The organism is Burkholderia sp. Bmkn7 (assembly GCF_041103175.1).
GTDB classification, from domain to species: domain Bacteria; phylum Pseudomonadota; class Gammaproteobacteria; order Burkholderiales; family Burkholderiaceae; genus Burkholderia; species Burkholderia cepacia.
In genome coordinates, this window is the sequence record NZ_JBGCUH010000001.1 from 169582 (window position 1) to 186508 (window position 16927).

At 68.5% G+C, this 16927-nt stretch carries 13 protein-coding genes; 7 read left to right on the forward strand and 6 right to left on the reverse strand.

Annotated elements, in window-relative coordinates; translation table 11 throughout:
* Window positions 1-75 precede the first annotated feature (75 nt).
* Window positions 76-2955 (forward strand): sugar-binding domain-containing protein, encoded by a 2880-nt coding sequence (locus AB3K92_RS00735; RefSeq protein ID WP_369464344.1) that lies wholly within the window; start codon window positions 76-78, stop codon window positions 2953-2955.
* A 128-nt stretch (window positions 2956-3083) separates the two neighbouring features.
* On the opposite strand, the gene AB3K92_RS00740 is transcribed toward AB3K92_RS00735, so the two are convergent.
* Window positions 3084-3860: a class I SAM-dependent methyltransferase gene (locus tag AB3K92_RS00740; protein WP_059620394.1), complete on the reverse strand. Its 777-nt coding sequence runs from the start codon at window positions 3858-3860 to the stop codon at window positions 3084-3086.
* Window positions 3861-3976: 116 nt separating this feature from the next.
* Window positions 3977-4111 carry a hypothetical protein gene (locus tag AB3K92_RS00745; protein WP_006767081.1) on the reverse strand — a complete coding sequence of 45 codons (135 nt, stop codon included), beginning with the start codon at window positions 4109-4111 and terminating at the stop codon, window positions 3977-3979.
* A 403-nt stretch (window positions 4112-4514) separates the two neighbouring features.
* Here AB3K92_RS00745 and AB3K92_RS00750 point away from each other — a divergent pair, with 403 nt between their 5' ends.
* The 3 genes from AB3K92_RS00750 to ampC all read left to right on the forward strand — a co-directional run bounded on the left by AB3K92_RS00750 (window position 4515) and on the right by ampC (window position 7360).
* Window positions 4515-4985, forward strand: coding sequence for a hypothetical protein (locus AB3K92_RS00750; RefSeq protein ID WP_059585941.1), 471 nt, complete (start codon window positions 4515-4517; stop codon window positions 4983-4985).
* 70 nt (window positions 4986-5055) lie between these two features.
* Window positions 5056-5868: an alpha/beta fold hydrolase gene (locus tag AB3K92_RS00755; protein ID WP_059620395.1), complete on the forward strand. Its 813-nt coding sequence runs from the start codon at window positions 5056-5058 to the stop codon at window positions 5866-5868.
* Between the two features lie 322 nt (window positions 5869-6190).
* The gene (gene ampC, locus AB3K92_RS00760) at window positions 6191-7360 is read left to right on the forward strand and encodes a class C beta-lactamase (RefSeq protein WP_059585945.1); all 1170 of its coding nucleotides are present in this window, start codon (window positions 6191-6193) and stop codon (window positions 7358-7360) included.
* 177 nt (window positions 7361-7537) lie between these two features.
* Here ampC and AB3K92_RS00765 read toward each other — a convergent pair whose 3' ends face one another.
* Window positions 7538-7909 carry a cupin domain-containing protein gene (locus AB3K92_RS00765; RefSeq protein ID WP_021163834.1) on the reverse strand — a complete coding sequence of 124 codons (372 nt, stop codon included), beginning with the start codon at window positions 7907-7909 and terminating at the stop codon, window positions 7538-7540.
* A gap of 244 nt (window positions 7910-8153) precedes the next feature.
* Between AB3K92_RS00765 and AB3K92_RS00770 the strand changes: the two genes are divergently transcribed.
* From AB3K92_RS00770 to AB3K92_RS00780, 3 genes are all read left to right on the forward strand, one after another.
* A complete protein-coding gene (locus AB3K92_RS00770) occupies window positions 8154-8816 on the forward strand; it encodes an ankyrin repeat domain-containing protein (protein WP_369464345.1) in 663 nt (220 codons plus the stop codon).
* A gap of 139 nt (window positions 8817-8955) precedes the next feature.
* Complete coding sequence (locus AB3K92_RS00775) at window positions 8956-9867, forward strand: NAD-dependent epimerase/dehydratase family protein (RefSeq protein ID WP_369464346.1); 912 nt, start codon at window positions 8956-8958, stop codon at window positions 9865-9867.
* Window positions 9868-10072: 205 nt separating this feature from the next.
* The gene (locus AB3K92_RS00780; RefSeq protein ID WP_369464347.1) at window positions 10073-10975 is read left to right on the forward strand and encodes a LysR substrate-binding domain-containing protein; all 903 of its coding nucleotides are present in this window, start codon (window positions 10073-10075) and stop codon (window positions 10973-10975) included.
* A 123-nt stretch (window positions 10976-11098) separates the two neighbouring features.
* Here the strand turns inward: AB3K92_RS00780 and AB3K92_RS00785 are convergent, their stop codons facing one another.
* Genes AB3K92_RS00785 through AB3K92_RS00795 form a run of 3 tightly spaced genes read right to left on the reverse strand, consistent with a single transcriptional unit; the run spans window position 11099 to window position 16877 of the window.
* A complete protein-coding gene (locus AB3K92_RS00785; RefSeq protein ID WP_369464348.1) occupies window positions 11099-12493 on the reverse strand; it encodes an efflux transporter outer membrane subunit in 1395 nt (464 codons plus the stop codon).
* Entirely contained in the window at window positions 12490-15681 is a 3192-nt protein-coding gene (locus AB3K92_RS00790) for an efflux RND transporter permease subunit (protein WP_369464349.1), read from the reverse strand. Before AB3K92_RS00790 ends, AB3K92_RS00785 begins: the two co-directional genes overlap by 4 nt.
* A complete protein-coding gene (locus AB3K92_RS00795) occupies window positions 15678-16877 on the reverse strand; it encodes an efflux RND transporter periplasmic adaptor subunit (protein WP_369464350.1) in 1200 nt (399 codons plus the stop codon). Before AB3K92_RS00795 ends, AB3K92_RS00790 begins: the two co-directional genes overlap by 4 nt.
* Window positions 16878-16927: the final 50 nt, after the last annotated feature.

Consider the following 16927-nt stretch of genomic DNA (forward strand, 5'->3'; position numbering starts at 1 on the left):
CGTGATCGGCGCGCGTATGCTCTCGCACCGCACGCGTGCCCGCGACGATGGCGGCATCATCCGGGAGACAACCACATGACGTCGAAAGAACGCCGGAAATTCCTGTCGTATGGCGCCGCACTGGTCGGCACGGGCTGGCTCGCCGGCTGCGGTGGCGACCTGGATGCGCCCGCCGGCGAGTCCGGCACGCCCGGCGCCGACGGCCCCGCGACGGTCGCACCCGTCGTGCCGGGCGACCCCGAACACAGCCTGCTGGCCGCGCAGGATCTCACGAAGAACTGGACGTTCGCCCCGGCGAGCAGCCTGCCGGGCGCCGGCGGCGCGCAACTGTCGGGCGCGGCCGGCGTGACGGGCATGGCGCCGGCGACGGTGCCCGGCACCGTGCTGAACAGCATGATCGTCAACGGCAAGTATCCCGACCCGTTCTACGGCCGCATCGTCACGGACACCATTCCCGACACGCTGAAGGACACCGACTACTGGTACCGGACGACCTTCACGGCGCCCGCACGGCAGCCGGGGCAGCGGCTGTGGCTGCGCTTCGGCGGCGTCAACTACTGCGCCGAGGTCTGGTTGAACGGCGCGCCCGTCGGCCGGCTCGAAGGTGCGTTCAAGCAGGGGGCGTTCGACGTCTCGAACCGGGTGCCGCAAGCGGGCGGCGCGGCCGGTCTCGCGGTGCGCGTCGTCAAGCCGGATTTCTCGGAAGGGCCGCTGCTGCCGAACTACGCGAGCGGCGTCACGCGCGGCGGGCGCAACGGCGGCCCGACCGGCGTCACGCTGAAGAACGGGCCGACCTTCTTCTGCTCGGCGGGCTGGGACTGGCTGCCGACGATCCCCGATCGCGAACTCGGCATCTGGCAGCCAGTGGCATGGTTCACGACCGGCGCGGTGCGGATCGCGGCGATCAACGTCGCCCACACGCTGTCCACCGACCTGTCGCGCGCCGAGTTGCGGCTCGATCTGGAGCTGGACAACGGCTCCTGCGCGGATCTCGTCGCGACCGTCGTCGGCACCGTCGGCAACGGCGTGCCGTTTCGCCACGACATCGCGATTCCCGCATCGAGTACGACGACGAAGGTGTCGCTCACATCGTCGGATATCGCGGCGCTGTCGATCAGGCAGCCTAACCTGTGGTGGCCGAACGGGTATGGCGAACCGAACCTCTACGCGGTGACGGTCGGCATCGAGGTGGCGCGCAGGCGCTCGGACGAGCGCACGCTGAAGGTCGGCCTGCGCCGCATCGAATACGTGCGCGACATCGGCATGGGGCCGCAGTTGAGCATTACGGTCAACGGCCTGCCGATTCTCGTGATGGGCGGCAACTGGGGGCTCGACGAAGCGCTGAAGCGCATTCCGCGCGAACGGCTGTTCAACCAGGTGCGGCTCCATCGCGACGCGAACCTCAACCTGATCCGCAACTGGAACGGGCAGAGCACGAGCGACGATTTCTTCGATGCATGCGACCGCTACGGGATCCTCGTCTGGCAGGACTTCTTCTTCTCGACCGAAGGCGACGGGTCGGGGCCGGCCAACGTGCCGCGCGATCTCGACAACATCCGCGACGTGATCGCGCGCAACCGTCATCGCCCGTCGATCCTGCTCTGGTGCGGCGGCAACGAAGGGGCGCCGCCGCCGGCACTCGTCAAGGGGCTCGACGCACTCGTCGCCGAACTCGACCCGCAACGCCTGTGCCTCACGAGTTCGGCCGGCGATACGGGCGCCGGTGCGGTGAACGGCTATTCGTCCGGCGGCCCGTACAACTGGGCCTCGCCGCAGGCCGCATTCAGCCGCGGCTACGGCACGACGTCGATCGCGTTTCACAACGAGGTCGGCTCGCATTCGATCCCGACGCTCGAATGCGTCGAATCGATGCTGCCGCCCGGCTCGTATGAATGCCCGGACGACTTCTGGGCCGACCGCGACATGAACGGCAACGGCGCGTATTACCCGTCGGTCGGCAAGCAGGGCGGCGCCGGGTACATCGCGATGACGGCACAGCGCTACGGCGCGATCCGCAATCTCGCGGACTTCGTGCGCAAGGCGCAGATGATGAACTACGAATGCATCCGCTCGATCTACGAGGCGAACGCGTCCGTGATGATCGGCCCGGTGGCCGGGAAGATCACGTCGCCGGCCACCGGCGTGATCATGTGGATGACGAACCCCGCGCAACCGAGCTTCGTGTGGCAGATGTACAGCCACGACCTCGACGCGCATGCGTCGTTCTTCGCGGTGCGGCACGGATGCCGTCGCGTCAATGCGATCCTCGATGCGAATACCGCCGACGTGACGATCGCGAATCATACGGCGGCAGCCGTCACCGGCCGCGTCGAGATGCGCGTGTACAACCTCGACGGCACGTCGAGCAGCCGGACTGTCGCGGACGTCGGCGGCGTCGCGAAGGCATCGTATCGCGTGGTGGCGAACCTGAAGGCGGCGATGGCCGCGGCGAAGTCGGACGTGTGCATCGTGTCGCTCGTGCTGACCGATGCGGGCGGCAATACGCTCGCGGAGAACGTGTACTGGCGACAGCGCGACGGAGGCGACACCGCGTATACGTCGCTCGATACGATGCCGGGCGCGGCGGTTGCTATCGGCGCGGCATCGGCCGAGACCGACGACACGACGACGCGCATCACGGTCGACGTCGCGAACATCGGCACGACGTTCGCGTTGATGACGCACTTGCAGGTATTCGATCCGTCGACCGGTGCGCGCGTGCTGCCCGCGTTCTACAGCGACAACTACCTGAACCTGATGCCGGGCGCGAAGCGGCAGGTCACGATCGATTTGCCGCATGCGAGCGGTGCGCCGGTGTCGCGCGTCGCGCTGCGCGTCGACGGGTGGCGGCTCGACCGCCCGAACTGCAGGCTCGGGCTCGGCGGCGTGCCGGTCGTGTTCAACGAACGTGCGCTGGCGGTCGATCCGGCGGTGCCGACGTTCGGGGCATGCTGACGGCGGCGTGGGCGTGGGCGTGGGCGTGGGCGTGGGCGTGGGCGCGTGCCGTGCAAGCGGCAGCGAGCCGTTCAAGCGCCGCGTGAAGGCACGCGGCGTTCGTCGTACGCCCGATCGCCGGCGCGCCGTTACGGCTTGAGAAACCTGTCGAGCCAGCGCGGTGTCGCCGCGCGATCGAAGACGACGTGCAGCTCGGGACTGAACGCGCCGTATTCGAGCCCGTGGCGCTGGGCAAGCAGCGTCAGGGACTGCGGCGTGTGAAACGAGATGTGCCCGTTGCGCGGCACGCAGTACCACCACTGCTCGATGCCGCGCTCGATGATCTCCCGGCTGATCAGCGACGTCTGGAACAGCAGCGCGCCGTCGCGTTTGCGGTAACGCATGATCTGGTCGAAGAGGTCGAACGGCGCCGGATGATGCTCGAACACCTCGAACGACAGGATCGTGTCGAACGTGCCTTCGGGCGGAACCGGGTGCGAGAACGGATCGTACGACGTCACGTCCGTGAAGCCGCGCGACGCCAGTTTCCGTTCCAGCAAGCCCAGCCCCGAGCCGAAATCGAGAATCCGGCCTTCCCGCATTTCCGCGAAACTGGTGCAGATCAGGTCGGCATGCTGCTGCGGACGGATCTCGAGATACTCGGGATCGTGGCGCGCATAGTCGGCGTTATAGACATGCTGCGCGAAATCGTCGTGGGTCCAGCTGTCGAACATGGGCGCCCACGTGAAGCCGCATTGCTCGCAAGCATGGTAGTAGACCGGCACGCCCGCATACGGGTCGACTTTCTTCCCGGCAATGAAGTCGGCGCCGCAGCGCGAGAAATCCACCAGCCCGCAGATGGGGGCGCGGGCCGAGCACACCTTGCAGGCGAGGGCGGCCGGGTGGCTGTTCGAACCATGATTCAAATTCCGTTCTCCTGTTGCCGGCAAGGCGTGCGCGTGACAGACGGTGCGGGTGCGGGAGAGGCTATCACAGTCGCGCCGGCCGTCGCGACCGGGCGCGGCCGCGTGGCCCTGTGCGCTTACGGACGCAGCAGGTCGAATCCGCCGAACACGACGACACCGCTCAACACGATCATCGCGACGGAGTGCTGGCCGAAGTAGAGAATCGCGGCGGCAAGCCACGTCGTGATGCAGAAGGCGCCGATGCGGGCCATCGTGTGTTCCTCGAATGCGTGATGAAGTGAGCGCGCGCCGGACGGCGTTCGCCGCTTGAAGCGGCGAGCGGGGCTCGCGGGCGAACGGAAGAAGCGACCCGCGCAGCCGCGACCGCGGCGTCGGCACGTGTCGCGTGCCGCGCCCGGATGGGCGGGAGTCGATACCGGCGGCGTTGCGCGCTCGTGCGCCGGGGCGACGGGCGCGCGACTTCCGCCGGCGAAGCCGCGATTTTATCAGCGCTGCGGTGCCGCGAATCTGGCCCTTTCGCGACTAAAACCGGCGATCTTCAGCCAAATCTGTCTGGCCCCGATACTCAAGTTTCGTGTGACGAATGCCGTAAACGAGTTGGAAGGTAATTTCGCCCCCAGCCACGATTCGCTTACCGACACAGGGACCGACACGATGCAGATCGATTTCTCCACGACCACGCGCACCTCGCTGGCGGACACCAGCCCTGGCGCGAACGCTTCGTCGGCCGCGCCCGCCGCGACGTCATCCACCGATGGCGCGACGAATGCCGCGGGCGCGACGGGTACGACGAGTCCGGCAGGCACTTCCGGTGCGCAGGGTTCGACCGGTGCCACCGGCGAAACGCTCGGCGCATCGGGCGCGTCATCCGACGACCCGGCGGTCGCGCAGCTGAAAGCGTTGATCGACCGGTTGCAGAAGCAACTGGCCACGATCGAGCGCCAGATGGCGAGCGCGGCGCAGCGCGCGAAGGACGACCCGGCCGCGGCGGTCGAACAGCAGTCGCTGAGCGCGGAAGCCGGCGCGATCGCGGGAGCGCTGGCGACCGCGATCTCGCAACTCGCGGCGGCCGTCGAGAAGACGGGCGGCTCGTCGGCGGGCGGGCTGGTGTCGACGCAGGCCTGAGCGGATGCGGCCGCGTCGGCCGCACGCATTACAATCGCAAGCACGTCTCCCTCGACAGGACGGCAGAACGATGGATGCGGAACTCGACGACGACGACCTCGTCCGCTTCGACGCGCAAGGCGGCACGCCGCTGCCGGCGGCCGACGCGCAAGGATGGCTCGAACACGACGGCGCGCGCATCTGGCACGCGTCGTTCGGCCACGGCCCGCCGGTCGTGCTGCTGCACGGCGGCCTCGGCCACGGCGGCAACTGGGGCAACCAGGTGCCGGCGCTGCTCGCGGCCGGCTACCGCGCGATCGTGATCGACAGTCGCGGCCACGGCCGCAGCACGCGCGACGCGCAACCCTATTCCTACGAACGCATGGCGTCGGACGTACTCGCGGTGCTCGATGCGCTGCACGTCGACCGTGCGCGCTTCGTCGGCTGGAGCGACGGCGCGTGCATCGCGCTCGTGCTGGCCGATCGCGCGCCGGAACGCGCGGCCGGCGTGTTCTTCTTCGCATGCAACATGGACCCGGGCGGCACGAAGGAGATCGTGCCGGGCCTGCTGCTCGACCGCTGCTTCGCGCGGCATCGCAAGGACTATGCGGCGCTTTCCGCGACACCGGGCGAGTTCGACACATTCGTCGCGGCCGTCAGCGAAATGATGCGCACGCAACCGGATTACAGCGCGGAGGATCTCGCGGCGATCGCCGTGCCGGTCACGATCGTGCTGGGCGAGCACGACGAATTCATCCGGCCCGAGCATGCGGCGTACCTGGCGCGCACGATCCCGGGCGCGACGCTGACGATCCTGCCCGGCGTGAGCCATTTCGCGCCGCTGCAGCGCCCCGCGCGGTTCAACGCGGCGATGCTGGCGTTTCTGGACCGGTTGCCGGGGTAACGCGCTCGAGCCGTCGTGTTGTCTGCGCCGTGACTCGTTTGCACGGCAACGTCATCGACGTGTCGCGTTCGTGGCAGTGCACGCGACGGTGCCGTTCGACGTTCCCCGCAAACCATCGAGCCCGCCGCGCCGGCGGCAGCGGTCATCCACTCCTTCGCCAAGCCCATAAGTTTTTCTTTATGCTCGATCAACATAACGTCGATTGTTGACGGACGGCTTACAGCGGATAGTCCTGCTTCGGCAGGCCGGCCGCTGCGATTTCCGCATGGCGCGACCGGATCTGTTGTCCACGCAACCATCAGAAATCGAAGGAACCGCAACCATGCGATTCAACGCGACACGCTTCGCCGCGACCCTGCTCGTCGCCGCGTGCGTCACCGCCACGGCCGGCCGCGCGGCCGCCGTCACCCCGGACGATCTCCACGACACCGTGACCCGCCACATCGCGCCGCTGATGAAGCAGTACGCGATTCCCGGCATGGCGGTCGGCATCGTCGCCGACGGCAAGCCCTACGTGTTCGACTACGGCGTGATGTCGACGCAAACCGGAAAGCCCGTCACCGGCGACACGCTGTTCGAAATCGGCTCGGTCAGCAAGACGCTGACCGCGACGCTCGCGGCCGACGCGCAGGAGGGCGGCGAACTGTCGCTGGCCGACCCGGTCGGCAAGTACCTGCCCGCCCTGCAGGGCAAGCCGTTCGGTGTCGTGACGCTGCTCGATCTCGGTACGCACACGTCCGGCGGCATGCCGGTGCAGGTGCCGGACAGCATCCGCGACGACGCGGGGCTGATCCGCTATCTCGACGCGTGGCGGCCCGCGCACGCGCCGGGTACGTACCGGACGTATTCGAACGTGTCGGTCGGCATGCTCGGGTGGCTCACCGCGAAGGCGATGCACAAGGATTTCGCGGTGCTGATGGAGCAGCGGCTCTTTCCCGCGCTCGGCATGACGCACACGTACATCAACGTGCCGGAAGCACGTCAGGCCGACTACGCACAGGGTTATACGCAGGACGGCAAGCCGATCCGGATGACGGGCGGCATGCTGTGGCAGCCGGCCTACGGCGTGCGGACCACGGCGGCCGACCTGCTGCGCTTCGTGCAGGCGAACATGGGGCTGATCGAAACCGCGCCGCGCCTGCAGCGCGCGCTCGAACGCACCCACACCGGCTATTTCCGCGCGGGGCCGCTGACGCAGGACCTGATCTGGGAACAGTATCCGTATCCGGTCGCGCTGCCGACGCTGCTCGAAGGCAACTCGATGAAGATGCTGCGCGACGGGTTGCCGGCCTCCGCGATCAAGCCGCCGCTCGCGCCGAGCGCGAATACGTGGATCAACAAGACGGGCTCGACCAACGGCTTCAGCACCTATGTCGCGTTCGTCCCGTCGAAGCGGATCGCGATCGTGATGCTCGCGAACCGCAGCTTTCCGAACGAAGACCGCGTGAAGGCCGCGTACGGGATTCTCGGGGCGCTCGACGGCCGGCGGTAACGTTACCGCCGGCACGCCGGTCTTGCCGCATGGCCGGCGTGCCGAGCTGTCGGGAAGGCGACCGATCCGGTCGCGACGAATCCGGACGAACGATTGCGCACGGCGGCGATGCAGCGCAGCTGGCGGATCGTCGACCTCCTGTCGTGCAATGCTGCGTCGATCGCGCCCGCTCGCCACTCATTCGGGCGGCTGCTCGTCGTACGCGACGAAGATCTTCCGCGTGCGTTCGACGACTTCCCACGTGCCGCGAAAGCCCGGCGGAATCACGAAACGATGGCCGGCACGCAGGGTCTTCCGGTTGCCTTCGAGGTCGGTGATCACCGACGTACCTTCGAGGATCTCGCAGTATTCCGCTTCGGTGTACGCGACGTGCCAGCAGCCGGGTGTGCTTTCCCAGATGCCGGTCGAGAAGCGGCCGCACGGACTCGCGAAGCCGGGTGTGAGCGTGTGCAGCGGGTCGCCGGAAATCAATTTCTCGGGCGATACGCGGTACTGCGTGGGCTCGCCGCCCGGGGCGAACGCGTCGGTGATGGAGGAAACGTCGATCATGATGGGCATGCTTCGTCGGGGTGGATGGATCGGGTGCGCGTGCGGCGCGCCCGTGCGAGGCGATCGCGATGCGTGGCCTCGCGTCCGACATCATCGCAGATCGACGGGCCGGTGCGGGCAGTGGCCCGATCGGGCGCCGGGGAATCCCGACCCGAAGCAGCGCCGCGCGATCGCTCAGCCGCGACGAACGCTTATGATGGGCGATCGACGCGATCACGCGAACGCGACACACGAGGAGATCCGGTTGAGCATCACATGGGACGGCATCACGGGCGCCGACGTGCTCGGCGACGCGCAGGTCGCGACCCGGCACGCGCTGGCCGACGCGGCCAGGAACGGCGACTGGGCGACGATGCTCGCGCTCGTCGCGAAGGAGCGTGCGCTCGTCAACGCGACCCGGCTCGGCGGCACGTCGCTTCGTGCGCCGCTGCATCAGGCCGCCTGCGGCGGCGCACCGAAGGCGGTCGTCGCCGAACTGTTGCGGCTCGGTGCGTGGCGCATGCTGCGCGATGCCCGCGGCGAGCGCCCGGTCGATATCGCCGGGCGGCGCGGGCATCGGCATCTGGTCGACCTGCTGGCGCCGCAGCCGCGACGCTTCGTGCCCGGCGTCACGCTGCTCGCCATCCAGCGCCATTTCCACGCGATGATGCTCGGCCGCATCGCACATTTGCGCGTCGACGCGCTGCGCCTGCCCGAACTCGAGCCGCTACTCGAACTCGACGCGCAGGCTGAACGCATGTGGTTCGCGGTGCCGGGCATGTATGGCGGATTCGGCTATGCGCTGCATACGGACGGCGATGCGGCGATGCTCGTGTCCGAAAGCTGGAGCCGCGTGGCCGGCGGCTCGGGCCAGCGGCACGAAATCACCGCGGACGGCTGCACGCTGGTCGACGAGGGGTTCGTCTGACGCGGCCGATCATCCCGTTGCGCTCAAAACTGTTTTCGCGACGCCGCCCTTCCTCGCGCAACGCCGGCCGCCGATACTGCGACGCACGACATTTCGCGAGACGTGTGCCGTACCGACTGTCTCGCTCTCGGAACAGCAGATGAAAGGCATCAGGATATTCGTGACGGGCGCGAGCGGCTACATCGGCGGCTCGGTGGCCGCGCGGCTCGTCTCGGCAGGGCACGTCGTCACCGGCTTGACGCGCGACGGCGACAACGCCGCGAAACTCGCGGCGGCCGGCATCATGCCGGTCGTCGGCACGCTCGACGACTCGGTGCTGCTGCACGCGTTCGCGCGCGACGCGGACTGCGTCGTCAACGCGGCGAGCAGCGATCACCGCGAGGCCGTCGAGGCGATCATCGCCGCGCTGAGCGGCTCGGGCAAGACGTTCGTGCATACGAGCGGCACCAGCGTGATCGCGGACGACGCACAGGGCGCGCATGGCGATGCCCCCGTATTCGACGAGACGACGCCCGTCGTCAAACCCGCGAAGGCCGAGCGCCGCGCGATCGACCGGCTCGTGATGTCGTCGGCCAATCTTGGCATCCGTTCGGCCGTGATCTGCAACAGCATGATCTACGGCGACGGCCTCGGCATCCGCCGCGACAGCGCGCAGCTGCCGCTGCTCGCGGCGATCGCGCGCGATGCCGGCGCGGTGCGCGTGATCGGCAAGGGGCTGAACCGCTGGTCGAACGTGCACGTCGCCGATGTCGCCGATCTGTATCTGCGCGCGATCGATGCCGCGCCGCCCGGTGCGTTCTACTTCGCGGAAAACGGCGAAGCGTCGTTCGCGGAAATCGGCCATGCGCTCGGCGAGCGGCTCGGCTTGCCGTCCATCGTCGAATGGGACATCGCGGATGCGGCGCGGGCGCTCGGCCATTCGCGCGCGCATTACTCGCTCGCGTCGAACAGCCGCGTGAAGGCGTTGCGCGCGCGGCAGGAACTCGGGTGGGCGCCGACGCACGGCGCGATGCTCGACTGGATTCGCGACGAGATGCCCGTCGCGGCCTGACACGGCGTTGCCTTGTCTGACGAAAAGCGCGCCCGCCCGGGCGCGTTTGCGTATGCGGCCTCCCGCTTCGTGCCGGATTGTTCGGACAATAGTCGCCGCGAATCATTGAACCCAAATCAACTGTGATTCGCGCGCACGCCGGCTTATCAAAGCGGCGCGGCGGCACTATCGTGGCGGTTTCTGAAACTGCCGAAGACTGTCGACCATGAAGACGACCCTGGACGAGATGCTCGCGTTCGTGACCATCGCCGATACCGGTTCGCTGACGGGTGCGGCCGACAAGCTGCATCAGCCGACCTCGGTGATGAGCCGGATCCTGCGGCGCCTCGAGGAGAAGCTCGACACGACGCTGATCCGCCGCACGACGCGCCGCCTCGAATTGACCGACGAGGGCAAGCTTTTTCTCGACTACGCGCGCGACATCATCGCGTCGGTCGAGTTTGCCGAGGAACAGATCGTCAGCCAGCGCGAGACGCCGTCCGGGCGCTTGCGGATCAACGCGGCGATGCCGTTCATGCAGCACGTGATCGCGCCGATGATGCCCGGCTTCCGCGAAGCCTATCCGGCGATCACGGCCGAACTCCATACGAGCGACGAGATCATCGACCTGCTCGAACAGCGCACCGACGTGGCGATCCGGATCGGCGAGCTGCGTGATTCGACGCTGCATGCGCGCCGGCTCGGCAGCAGCCGGCTGCGCATCCTGGCGAGCCCGGCCTATCTGGAGAAAGCCGGCGTGCCGACGAGCGTCGCCGATCTCGCGAACCATGCGCTGCTCGGCTTCGTGCAGCCGGAAACGCTGAACCACTGGCCGTTGCATACCGCCGACGGCGGCGTGTACCGGATTCATCCGGCGCTGCAGGCGTCGAGCGGCGAGACGCTGCTGACGCTCGCGCTCAGTGGCGCCGGCATCGTGTGCCTGGCCGACTACATGACGGGCACGCATCGTCGCGACGGCAGCCTCGTCGAGCTGCTCGTCGACGATATCGTCGAGTTCCGCCAGCCGATTCACGCGGTGTTCTATCGCAATGCGACGCTGTCGTCGCGCATCGTCAGTTTTCTCGACTACTTGAGCGCGCAGTTGAAGGAAGGCGGCGACATCGACTGAGCCGGTGCCGCACGCAGCTGGCCAAGCAACATGCAAAAAGGGCGGCGGGTTCGAAACACATCGAACCCGCCGCCCTTTGCGTATCGACCGATGCGCGGCAGCGGTCGCACCTGAACCGCGCGCCTACTGCCCCAGCGCAGTCATCAGCCTGACCCGGCCGAGCATTTCCTCGGTGCGCGCCTGCGCGAGCGAATCCTCGGCCGCGAGCAGCGAACGCTGCACCTCCAGCGTATCGATGAACGCCGATTCGCCGCTGCGCCACGAGCGGTTGATCTGCGTATAGGCGCCGCGCGCGTTCGACACCGCGCGTTCGAGGTGCTCGGTCCGGCTGTGATCGCGGGCGGTGGCGGCAATCGACGTCTCGACGTCGCCGACGGCCGTCAGCACCGTCGAGCGATACGCGGCGACCGCCTGTGCGGCCTGCGCGCGGCGCAACGCGACGACGCTGCGCCGGCGCCCGCCGTCGAACAGCGGCGCGCTCGCGCCGGCGCCGGCCATCCATGCGAGCGAACGCGCGAGCGTCGCGCCCGAGAAGCCGTCGATCGCCGCACCGATCACGCCGATCAGTTGCAGGTGCGGCTTCAGGTCGGCCTCCGCCACGCCGATCCGCGCATAGGCGGCGACGACGCGCGCCTCGGCCGCGCGCACGTCGGGCCGGCGGCGCAGCAAGTCGGCCGGCGTGCCGACGCCCGGTGCGGCGGCCGTCCACACCGGTTCCGGCGCGGGCGGATCGACGCGCGCATAGATGGCCTGCGGCGTGGACGCGGTGATGATCGACAGCCGGTGGATCGCGGCCTGCCGCTGAAGTTGCAGCGCGGGCAGCTCGGCCAGCGTCGTTTCCGTCTGCGCGGCGGCGCGGTCCACGTCGGCCACCGGCACGACGCCCGCGTCGAACAGGCGCCGCGTCGATTCCTCGGTGCTGCGCTGGCTCGACGCGTTGGCCTCGACCAGCGCGAGCCGCTGCTCGAGCCCGCGCACCGTCACGTAAGTGCGCACGGTTTCGTCGATCGTCGCGATCCGCACGGCCGCCGCATCGTTCTGCGCGGACGTGATGTCCGCGTCGGCGGCCGACACGCCCTGGCGGATGCGCCCGAAGATGTCGATTTCCCACGCGAGGCTCGCATTCAGGTCGAACGCGTTGCCGGTCGTCGGCGTATCGGTCGGGAATGCCTGCGAGGCGGAGAGCCGCTGGCGGCCGGCGCCTGCGTTCAGGTCGACCGAAGGGAACCACTGCGACGCCGCGCCGATCCGCACCGCGCGCGCCGCGTCGATGCGTGCGACCGCAGCCTGCAGGTCGAGGTTGTTCGCGAGCGCCGTGTCGACCAGCCGGTCGAGGATCGGGTCGTGGAAAGCGTGCCACCACGCGCCGGTGTCGGCGGCCGGGCCGCCGGCCGCGAGATCCGCGTTCGCATAGGTCGCGGCCAGCGGCGGCGGCGTGACGGTGGCGACCGGCGCGCTCGTGCACGCGGTCAGGACGGCCGCCGCGGACAGCGCGGCCACGAGTCGAACGAACTTCATTGCACCACCTCCGTCGCGACGGTCGCGACAGCGGCCTTGCGCAACGCGAGCCGGCGAACCATCACATAGAACACGGGCGTAAACAGCAGCCCGAAGAACGTCACGCCGATCATCCCGAAGAACACGGCCGCGCCGACCGCCTGGCGCATTTCCGCGCCGGCGCCTTCGGAGATCACGAGCGGCAGCACGCCGAGGATGAACGCGAGCGACGTCATCACGATCGGGCGCAGCCGCTGCACGCAGGCTTCGACGACGGCCTCGACCAGTTCGGTGCCGTCGGCCTCCAGCTGCCGCGCGACCTCGACGATCAGGATCGCGTTCTTCGCGGCGAGCCCGACCAGCACGATGAAGCCGATCTGCGTGAGGATGTTCACGTCCTGGCCGAGCGCGCGCACGCCGAGCGACGCGGCGAGCAGGCACATCGGCACGATCAGCAGGATCGACACGGGCAGGCTCCAGCTGCCGTACTGCGCGGCGAGCACCAGGTAGACGAGCAGCACGCACAGCGGGAACACGAGCAGCCCCGTGTTGCCGGCCGTGGTCTGCTGATACGACAGATCGGTCCATTCGAACGAAATGCCGGGCGGCAGCACCTGTTTCGCGAGCGATTCCATCGTCTTGATCGCGAAGCCGGAACCGAGGCCCGGTGCCGTATCGCCGTTGATCTCGGTGGCAGGATACAGGTTGTAGCGCGGCGCGCGATCGACGCCGAGCGTGTCGTCGATGCGAGTGACGCTGCCGATCGGCACCATCTCGCCGTCGCGGTTGCGCACCTTCAGCCGCGCGAGGTCGGAAGCGCCGACGCGGAACGGCAGGTCGGCCTGCGCGGTCACGCGATAGGTGCGCCCGACGATGTTGAAGTCGTTGATGTAGGTCGAGCCGAAATACGTCTCGACCGCGTCGTTGATGGCCTGGCTCGGCACGCCGAGCATCTCGGCCTTCTCGCGGTCGAGCTCGACGTGCACCTGCGGGCTCGTCGCGGAGTAGGGCGTATAGACGCCGACCATGCCGGGCGTGCGGTTCGCGGCCGCCACCAGATCCTGCGTCGCCTTCGCGAGCGCGGCGGTGCCGAGGCCGTTGCGGTCTTCGAGCCGCATCGCGAAACCGCCCGTGCTGCCGAGGCCCTGCACCGGCGGCGGCATCGCGACGACGATCGACGCCTCGGTGACGGCCGCGAGCCGCTTGCGCATCTCGGCGGCGATCGTGTCGATCGTCAGGCCGCGCGCCTTGCGTTCGGGCCAGGGCTCGAACACCGGGAACAGGCCGGCGCTGTTCGCCGAGTTCGTGCCGGTCGCCGCGTTCACGCCGGAGAACACCGGCACGCGTGCGACACCGGGCACCGACAGCGCGATGTCCTCGATCTTGCGCGCGACCGCGCTCGTGCGTTCGAGTGTCGCGCCGTCGGGCATCCGCACGAGCACGACGAGGTAGCCGCGGTCCTGCGCGGGAATGAAGCCCTTCGGGCTCGACACGAGCAGGTAGCCGGTCGCGGCGATCAGCACCACGTACAGCACGCCCATCGCCGGGATGATCCGCACGACCTTCCTGACGAGCCGGCCATACGCATCGGACAGGCGCTGGAACACGCGGTTGAACGCGTTCGAGAAGCGCCGCGCGACGCGCATCGCCTGCGCGAACGGCGCGGCCCGGCGCGACGCCGGTGCGGGTACATCGTGATCGCCGGTGTGCGCTTTCAGCATCATCGCGGAGAGTGCGGGCGCGAGCGTCACCGACGTGAAGAACGAGATCGCGGTCGACACGGCGATCGTCACGCCGAACTGGCGGAAGAACTGGCCCGAGATGCCCGGAATGAACGAGGTCGGCACGAACACCGCGCACAGCACGAGCGTGATCGCGAACAGCGCGCCGCCCACCTCCTTCATCGTCAGCAGCGTCGCGTCGCGCGGCCCGGCACCGGCCGACAGGTGCCGCTCGACGTTCTCGACCACGACGATCGCGTTGTCGACGACGATCCCCACCGCGAGCACGAGGCCGAACAGCGTCAGGTTGTTGATCAAGTAGCCGAGCGCGGCCATCGCCGCGAACGTGCCGACGAGCGACACCGGAATCGACAGGATCGGGATGATCGACGGCCGCCAGCCCTGCAGGAACAGCAGCACGACGAACACGACGAGCACGACGGCTTCGTAGATGGTCTTGACGAGTTCGTGGATGCTGTCGCCGATGAAGGCAGTCGGGTTGTAGCCAATGTTGTAGACGATGCCCTTCGGGAAGTCCCTGGCCAGTTCGGCCATCTTCTTCTCGACCGCATCCATCGTCGCGACCGCGTTCGCGCCGGGCTGCTGCAGCACCTGCAACGCGATCGTCGGGTGGCGCAGCATGTAGCTGTCGGTCGCATACGCGAGTGCGCCGACTTCGACACGCGCGACATCCTTCAGCCGCACGAGCCGCCCGTCCTTGCCCTGCTTGACGACGATGTCGCTGAAATCCTCGGGGCGCTTGAGCCGCCCTTCGAAGATCAGGTTCGGCTGGAACGCCTGGTTCGTGATCGGCGCCTGCGCGACCACGCCGCCCGCGAGCTGCGTGTTCTGCGCCCGCACCGCGGCGATCAGGTCACCGGGGCTCAGGCCGAACGACGCGACGCGCTCGGGATCGAGCCAGATGCGCATCGAGTATTCGCGTGCGCCGAGCGGGTTGATGTCGCCGACGCCCTCGATCCGCTTCAGCACGTCCGCGACGTTGCGGATCGCGTAGTTCGACACGTACAGCGGATCGTAGCGCTGGTCCGGCGAGTACAGGAAGATCGTGCCGAGCTGCGTCGGCGACGACTTGCGCACCGACACGCCGCTGCGCTGCACGGGCTCCGGCAGGCGCGGCGTCGCGAGCGCGACGCGGTTCTGCACGAGCACCTGCGCCTTGTCGACGTCGGTGCCGGGCTTGAACGTCACGGTGATGTTCAGGCTGCCGTCGGACGTCGCCTGACTGTACATGTACAGCATGTCTTCCACGCCGTTCACTTCGAGTTCGATCGGCGTCGACACCGTTTGCGACACCGTTTCCGCGGACGCGCCCGGATAGGTCGCCTGGATCACGACGGTCGGCGGCGCGATGTCCGGATACTCGGACACCGCGAGCGAGAAATAGGCCAGCGCACCGGCGATGGTCAGCACGATGGACAGGACGATCGCGAGTACCGGTTGCTGGACGGACAGACGGCCGAGGTTCATTGCGCGCTCCCGGTCGTGCCGCTCACCGCGCGGGCCAACGTGGCGGCTTCGATCGCGCGCGGCACGGCCTTGACCTTGTCGCCGGCCTGCACGCGCTGGAAGCCGTCGACGATCACGCGGTCGCCCGCGTTCAGCCCCGCATCGATTTCGCGCAGGTTGCCGTACAGGCGGCCGGGCGTCACCGGGCGAATCGCGACGGTGCCGTTCGCGTCGACGAAATACAGCACGCGGCGCGTCGCATCGGTCGCGACGGCCGCATCCGGCACGAGCAACGCGTGATGCGCGACGCGGCTCGACAGATAAACGCGGCCGAACTGGCCGGGGCTCAGGCGCCGGTCCGGATTCGCGACGCGCGCGCGTTGCCGCAGCGTGCCGGTCGAGTCGTCGAGGCGGTTGTCGACGAAATCCATCGTGCCCGTCAGCGACGGCTGCGCATCGCCCGGCAGCGCGATCGCGACCTGCCGCGACGACGCGCTGCCGCCGCTTTTTTGCGCCTCGCGCGTATAGCGCAGGTAGCTTGCCTCGTCGACATCGAAGTAGATGTCGATCGGGTCCTGCGACACGATCGTCGTCAGCACGGTCGCGTCGCTGTCGCCGCCTTTCACGAGGTTGCCTTCGCTGACGCGCTTGCGGCTGATGCGGCCGGACATCGGCGCGACGATGCGCGTGAACGACAGGTCGAGCCGCGCGCGTTCGAGCGCACCTTGCGCGCTCGTCACCTCGGCCTGCGCACTTTGCACGGCCTGCCTGCGCTGGTCGTAAAGGCTCTGCGCGATCGTGTCGGTCCTGATCAGGACGCTGGCGCGTTCGAAATCCTGCCGGCTCAGCTTCAGCTGCGACTGCGCGCGTTCGAGCGTGCCTTGCGCGGCGGTGACGGCCGCTTGATACGGGCGCGGGTCGATGACGAACAGCAGGTCGCCCTTGCGGACGGTCGCGCCGTCCTGGAACGCGACCTTGTCGAGATAACCGCTCACGCGCGGGCGCACGTCGACGGTGTCGACCGCTTCGAAGCGGCCCGTATAGACGTCGACGTCGTTGACGTCGCGCGCGACGGGCGCGCTGACGATCACGCTCGGCGTCGCGGCCGGCGCCTTGTCGTCCGACCGGCAGCCGGACAACGCGACGAGCGCTGCCACTGGAATGGCGGCCAGCACGGCCGGTCGCGCGATGCGCTTCAATCCTGGATATCGATTCATACGTGTGCGAAATATCGAGTGGGGCGCCTGGCGCCGGATGGTGCGCAGTA

What these genes read in the sequence shown, in the direction of transcription:
- AB3K92_RS00785 (WP_369464348.1), bottom strand. Translation starts at nt 12,493, where the DNA reads ATGAAGTTCGTTCGACTCGTGGCCGCGCTGTCCGCGGCGGCCGTCCTG.
- AB3K92_RS00780 (WP_369464347.1), top strand. Translation starts at nt 10,073, where the DNA reads ATGAAGACGACCCTGGACGAGATGCTCGCGTTCGTGACCATCGCCGAT.
- AB3K92_RS00775 (WP_369464346.1), top strand. Translation starts at nt 8,956, where the DNA reads ATGAAAGGCATCAGGATATTCGTGACGGGCGCGAGCGGCTACATCGGC.
- AB3K92_RS00755 (WP_059620395.1), top strand. Translation starts at nt 5,056, where the DNA reads ATGGATGCGGAACTCGACGACGACGACCTCGTCCGCTTCGACGCGCAA.
- AB3K92_RS00745 (WP_006767081.1), bottom strand. Translation starts at nt 4,111, where the DNA reads ATGGCCCGCATCGGCGCCTTCTGCATCACGACGTGGCTTGCCGCCGCG.
- AB3K92_RS00765 (WP_021163834.1), bottom strand. Translation starts at nt 7,909, where the DNA reads ATGATCGACGTTTCCTCCATCACCGACGCGTTCGCCCCGGGCGGCGAG.
- AB3K92_RS00790 (WP_369464349.1), bottom strand. Translation starts at nt 15,681, where the DNA reads ATGAACCTCGGCCGTCTGTCCGTCCAGCAACCGGTACTCGCGATCGTC.
- AB3K92_RS00795 (WP_369464350.1), bottom strand. Translation starts at nt 16,877, where the DNA reads ATGAATCGATATCCAGGATTGAAGCGCATCGCGCGACCGGCCGTGCTG.
- AB3K92_RS00735 (WP_369464344.1), top strand. Translation starts at nt 76, where the DNA reads ATGACGTCGAAAGAACGCCGGAAATTCCTGTCGTATGGCGCCGCACTG.
- ampC (WP_059585945.1), top strand. Translation starts at nt 6,191, where the DNA reads ATGCGATTCAACGCGACACGCTTCGCCGCGACCCTGCTCGTCGCCGCG.
- AB3K92_RS00750 (WP_059585941.1), top strand. Translation starts at nt 4,515, where the DNA reads ATGCAGATCGATTTCTCCACGACCACGCGCACCTCGCTGGCGGACACC.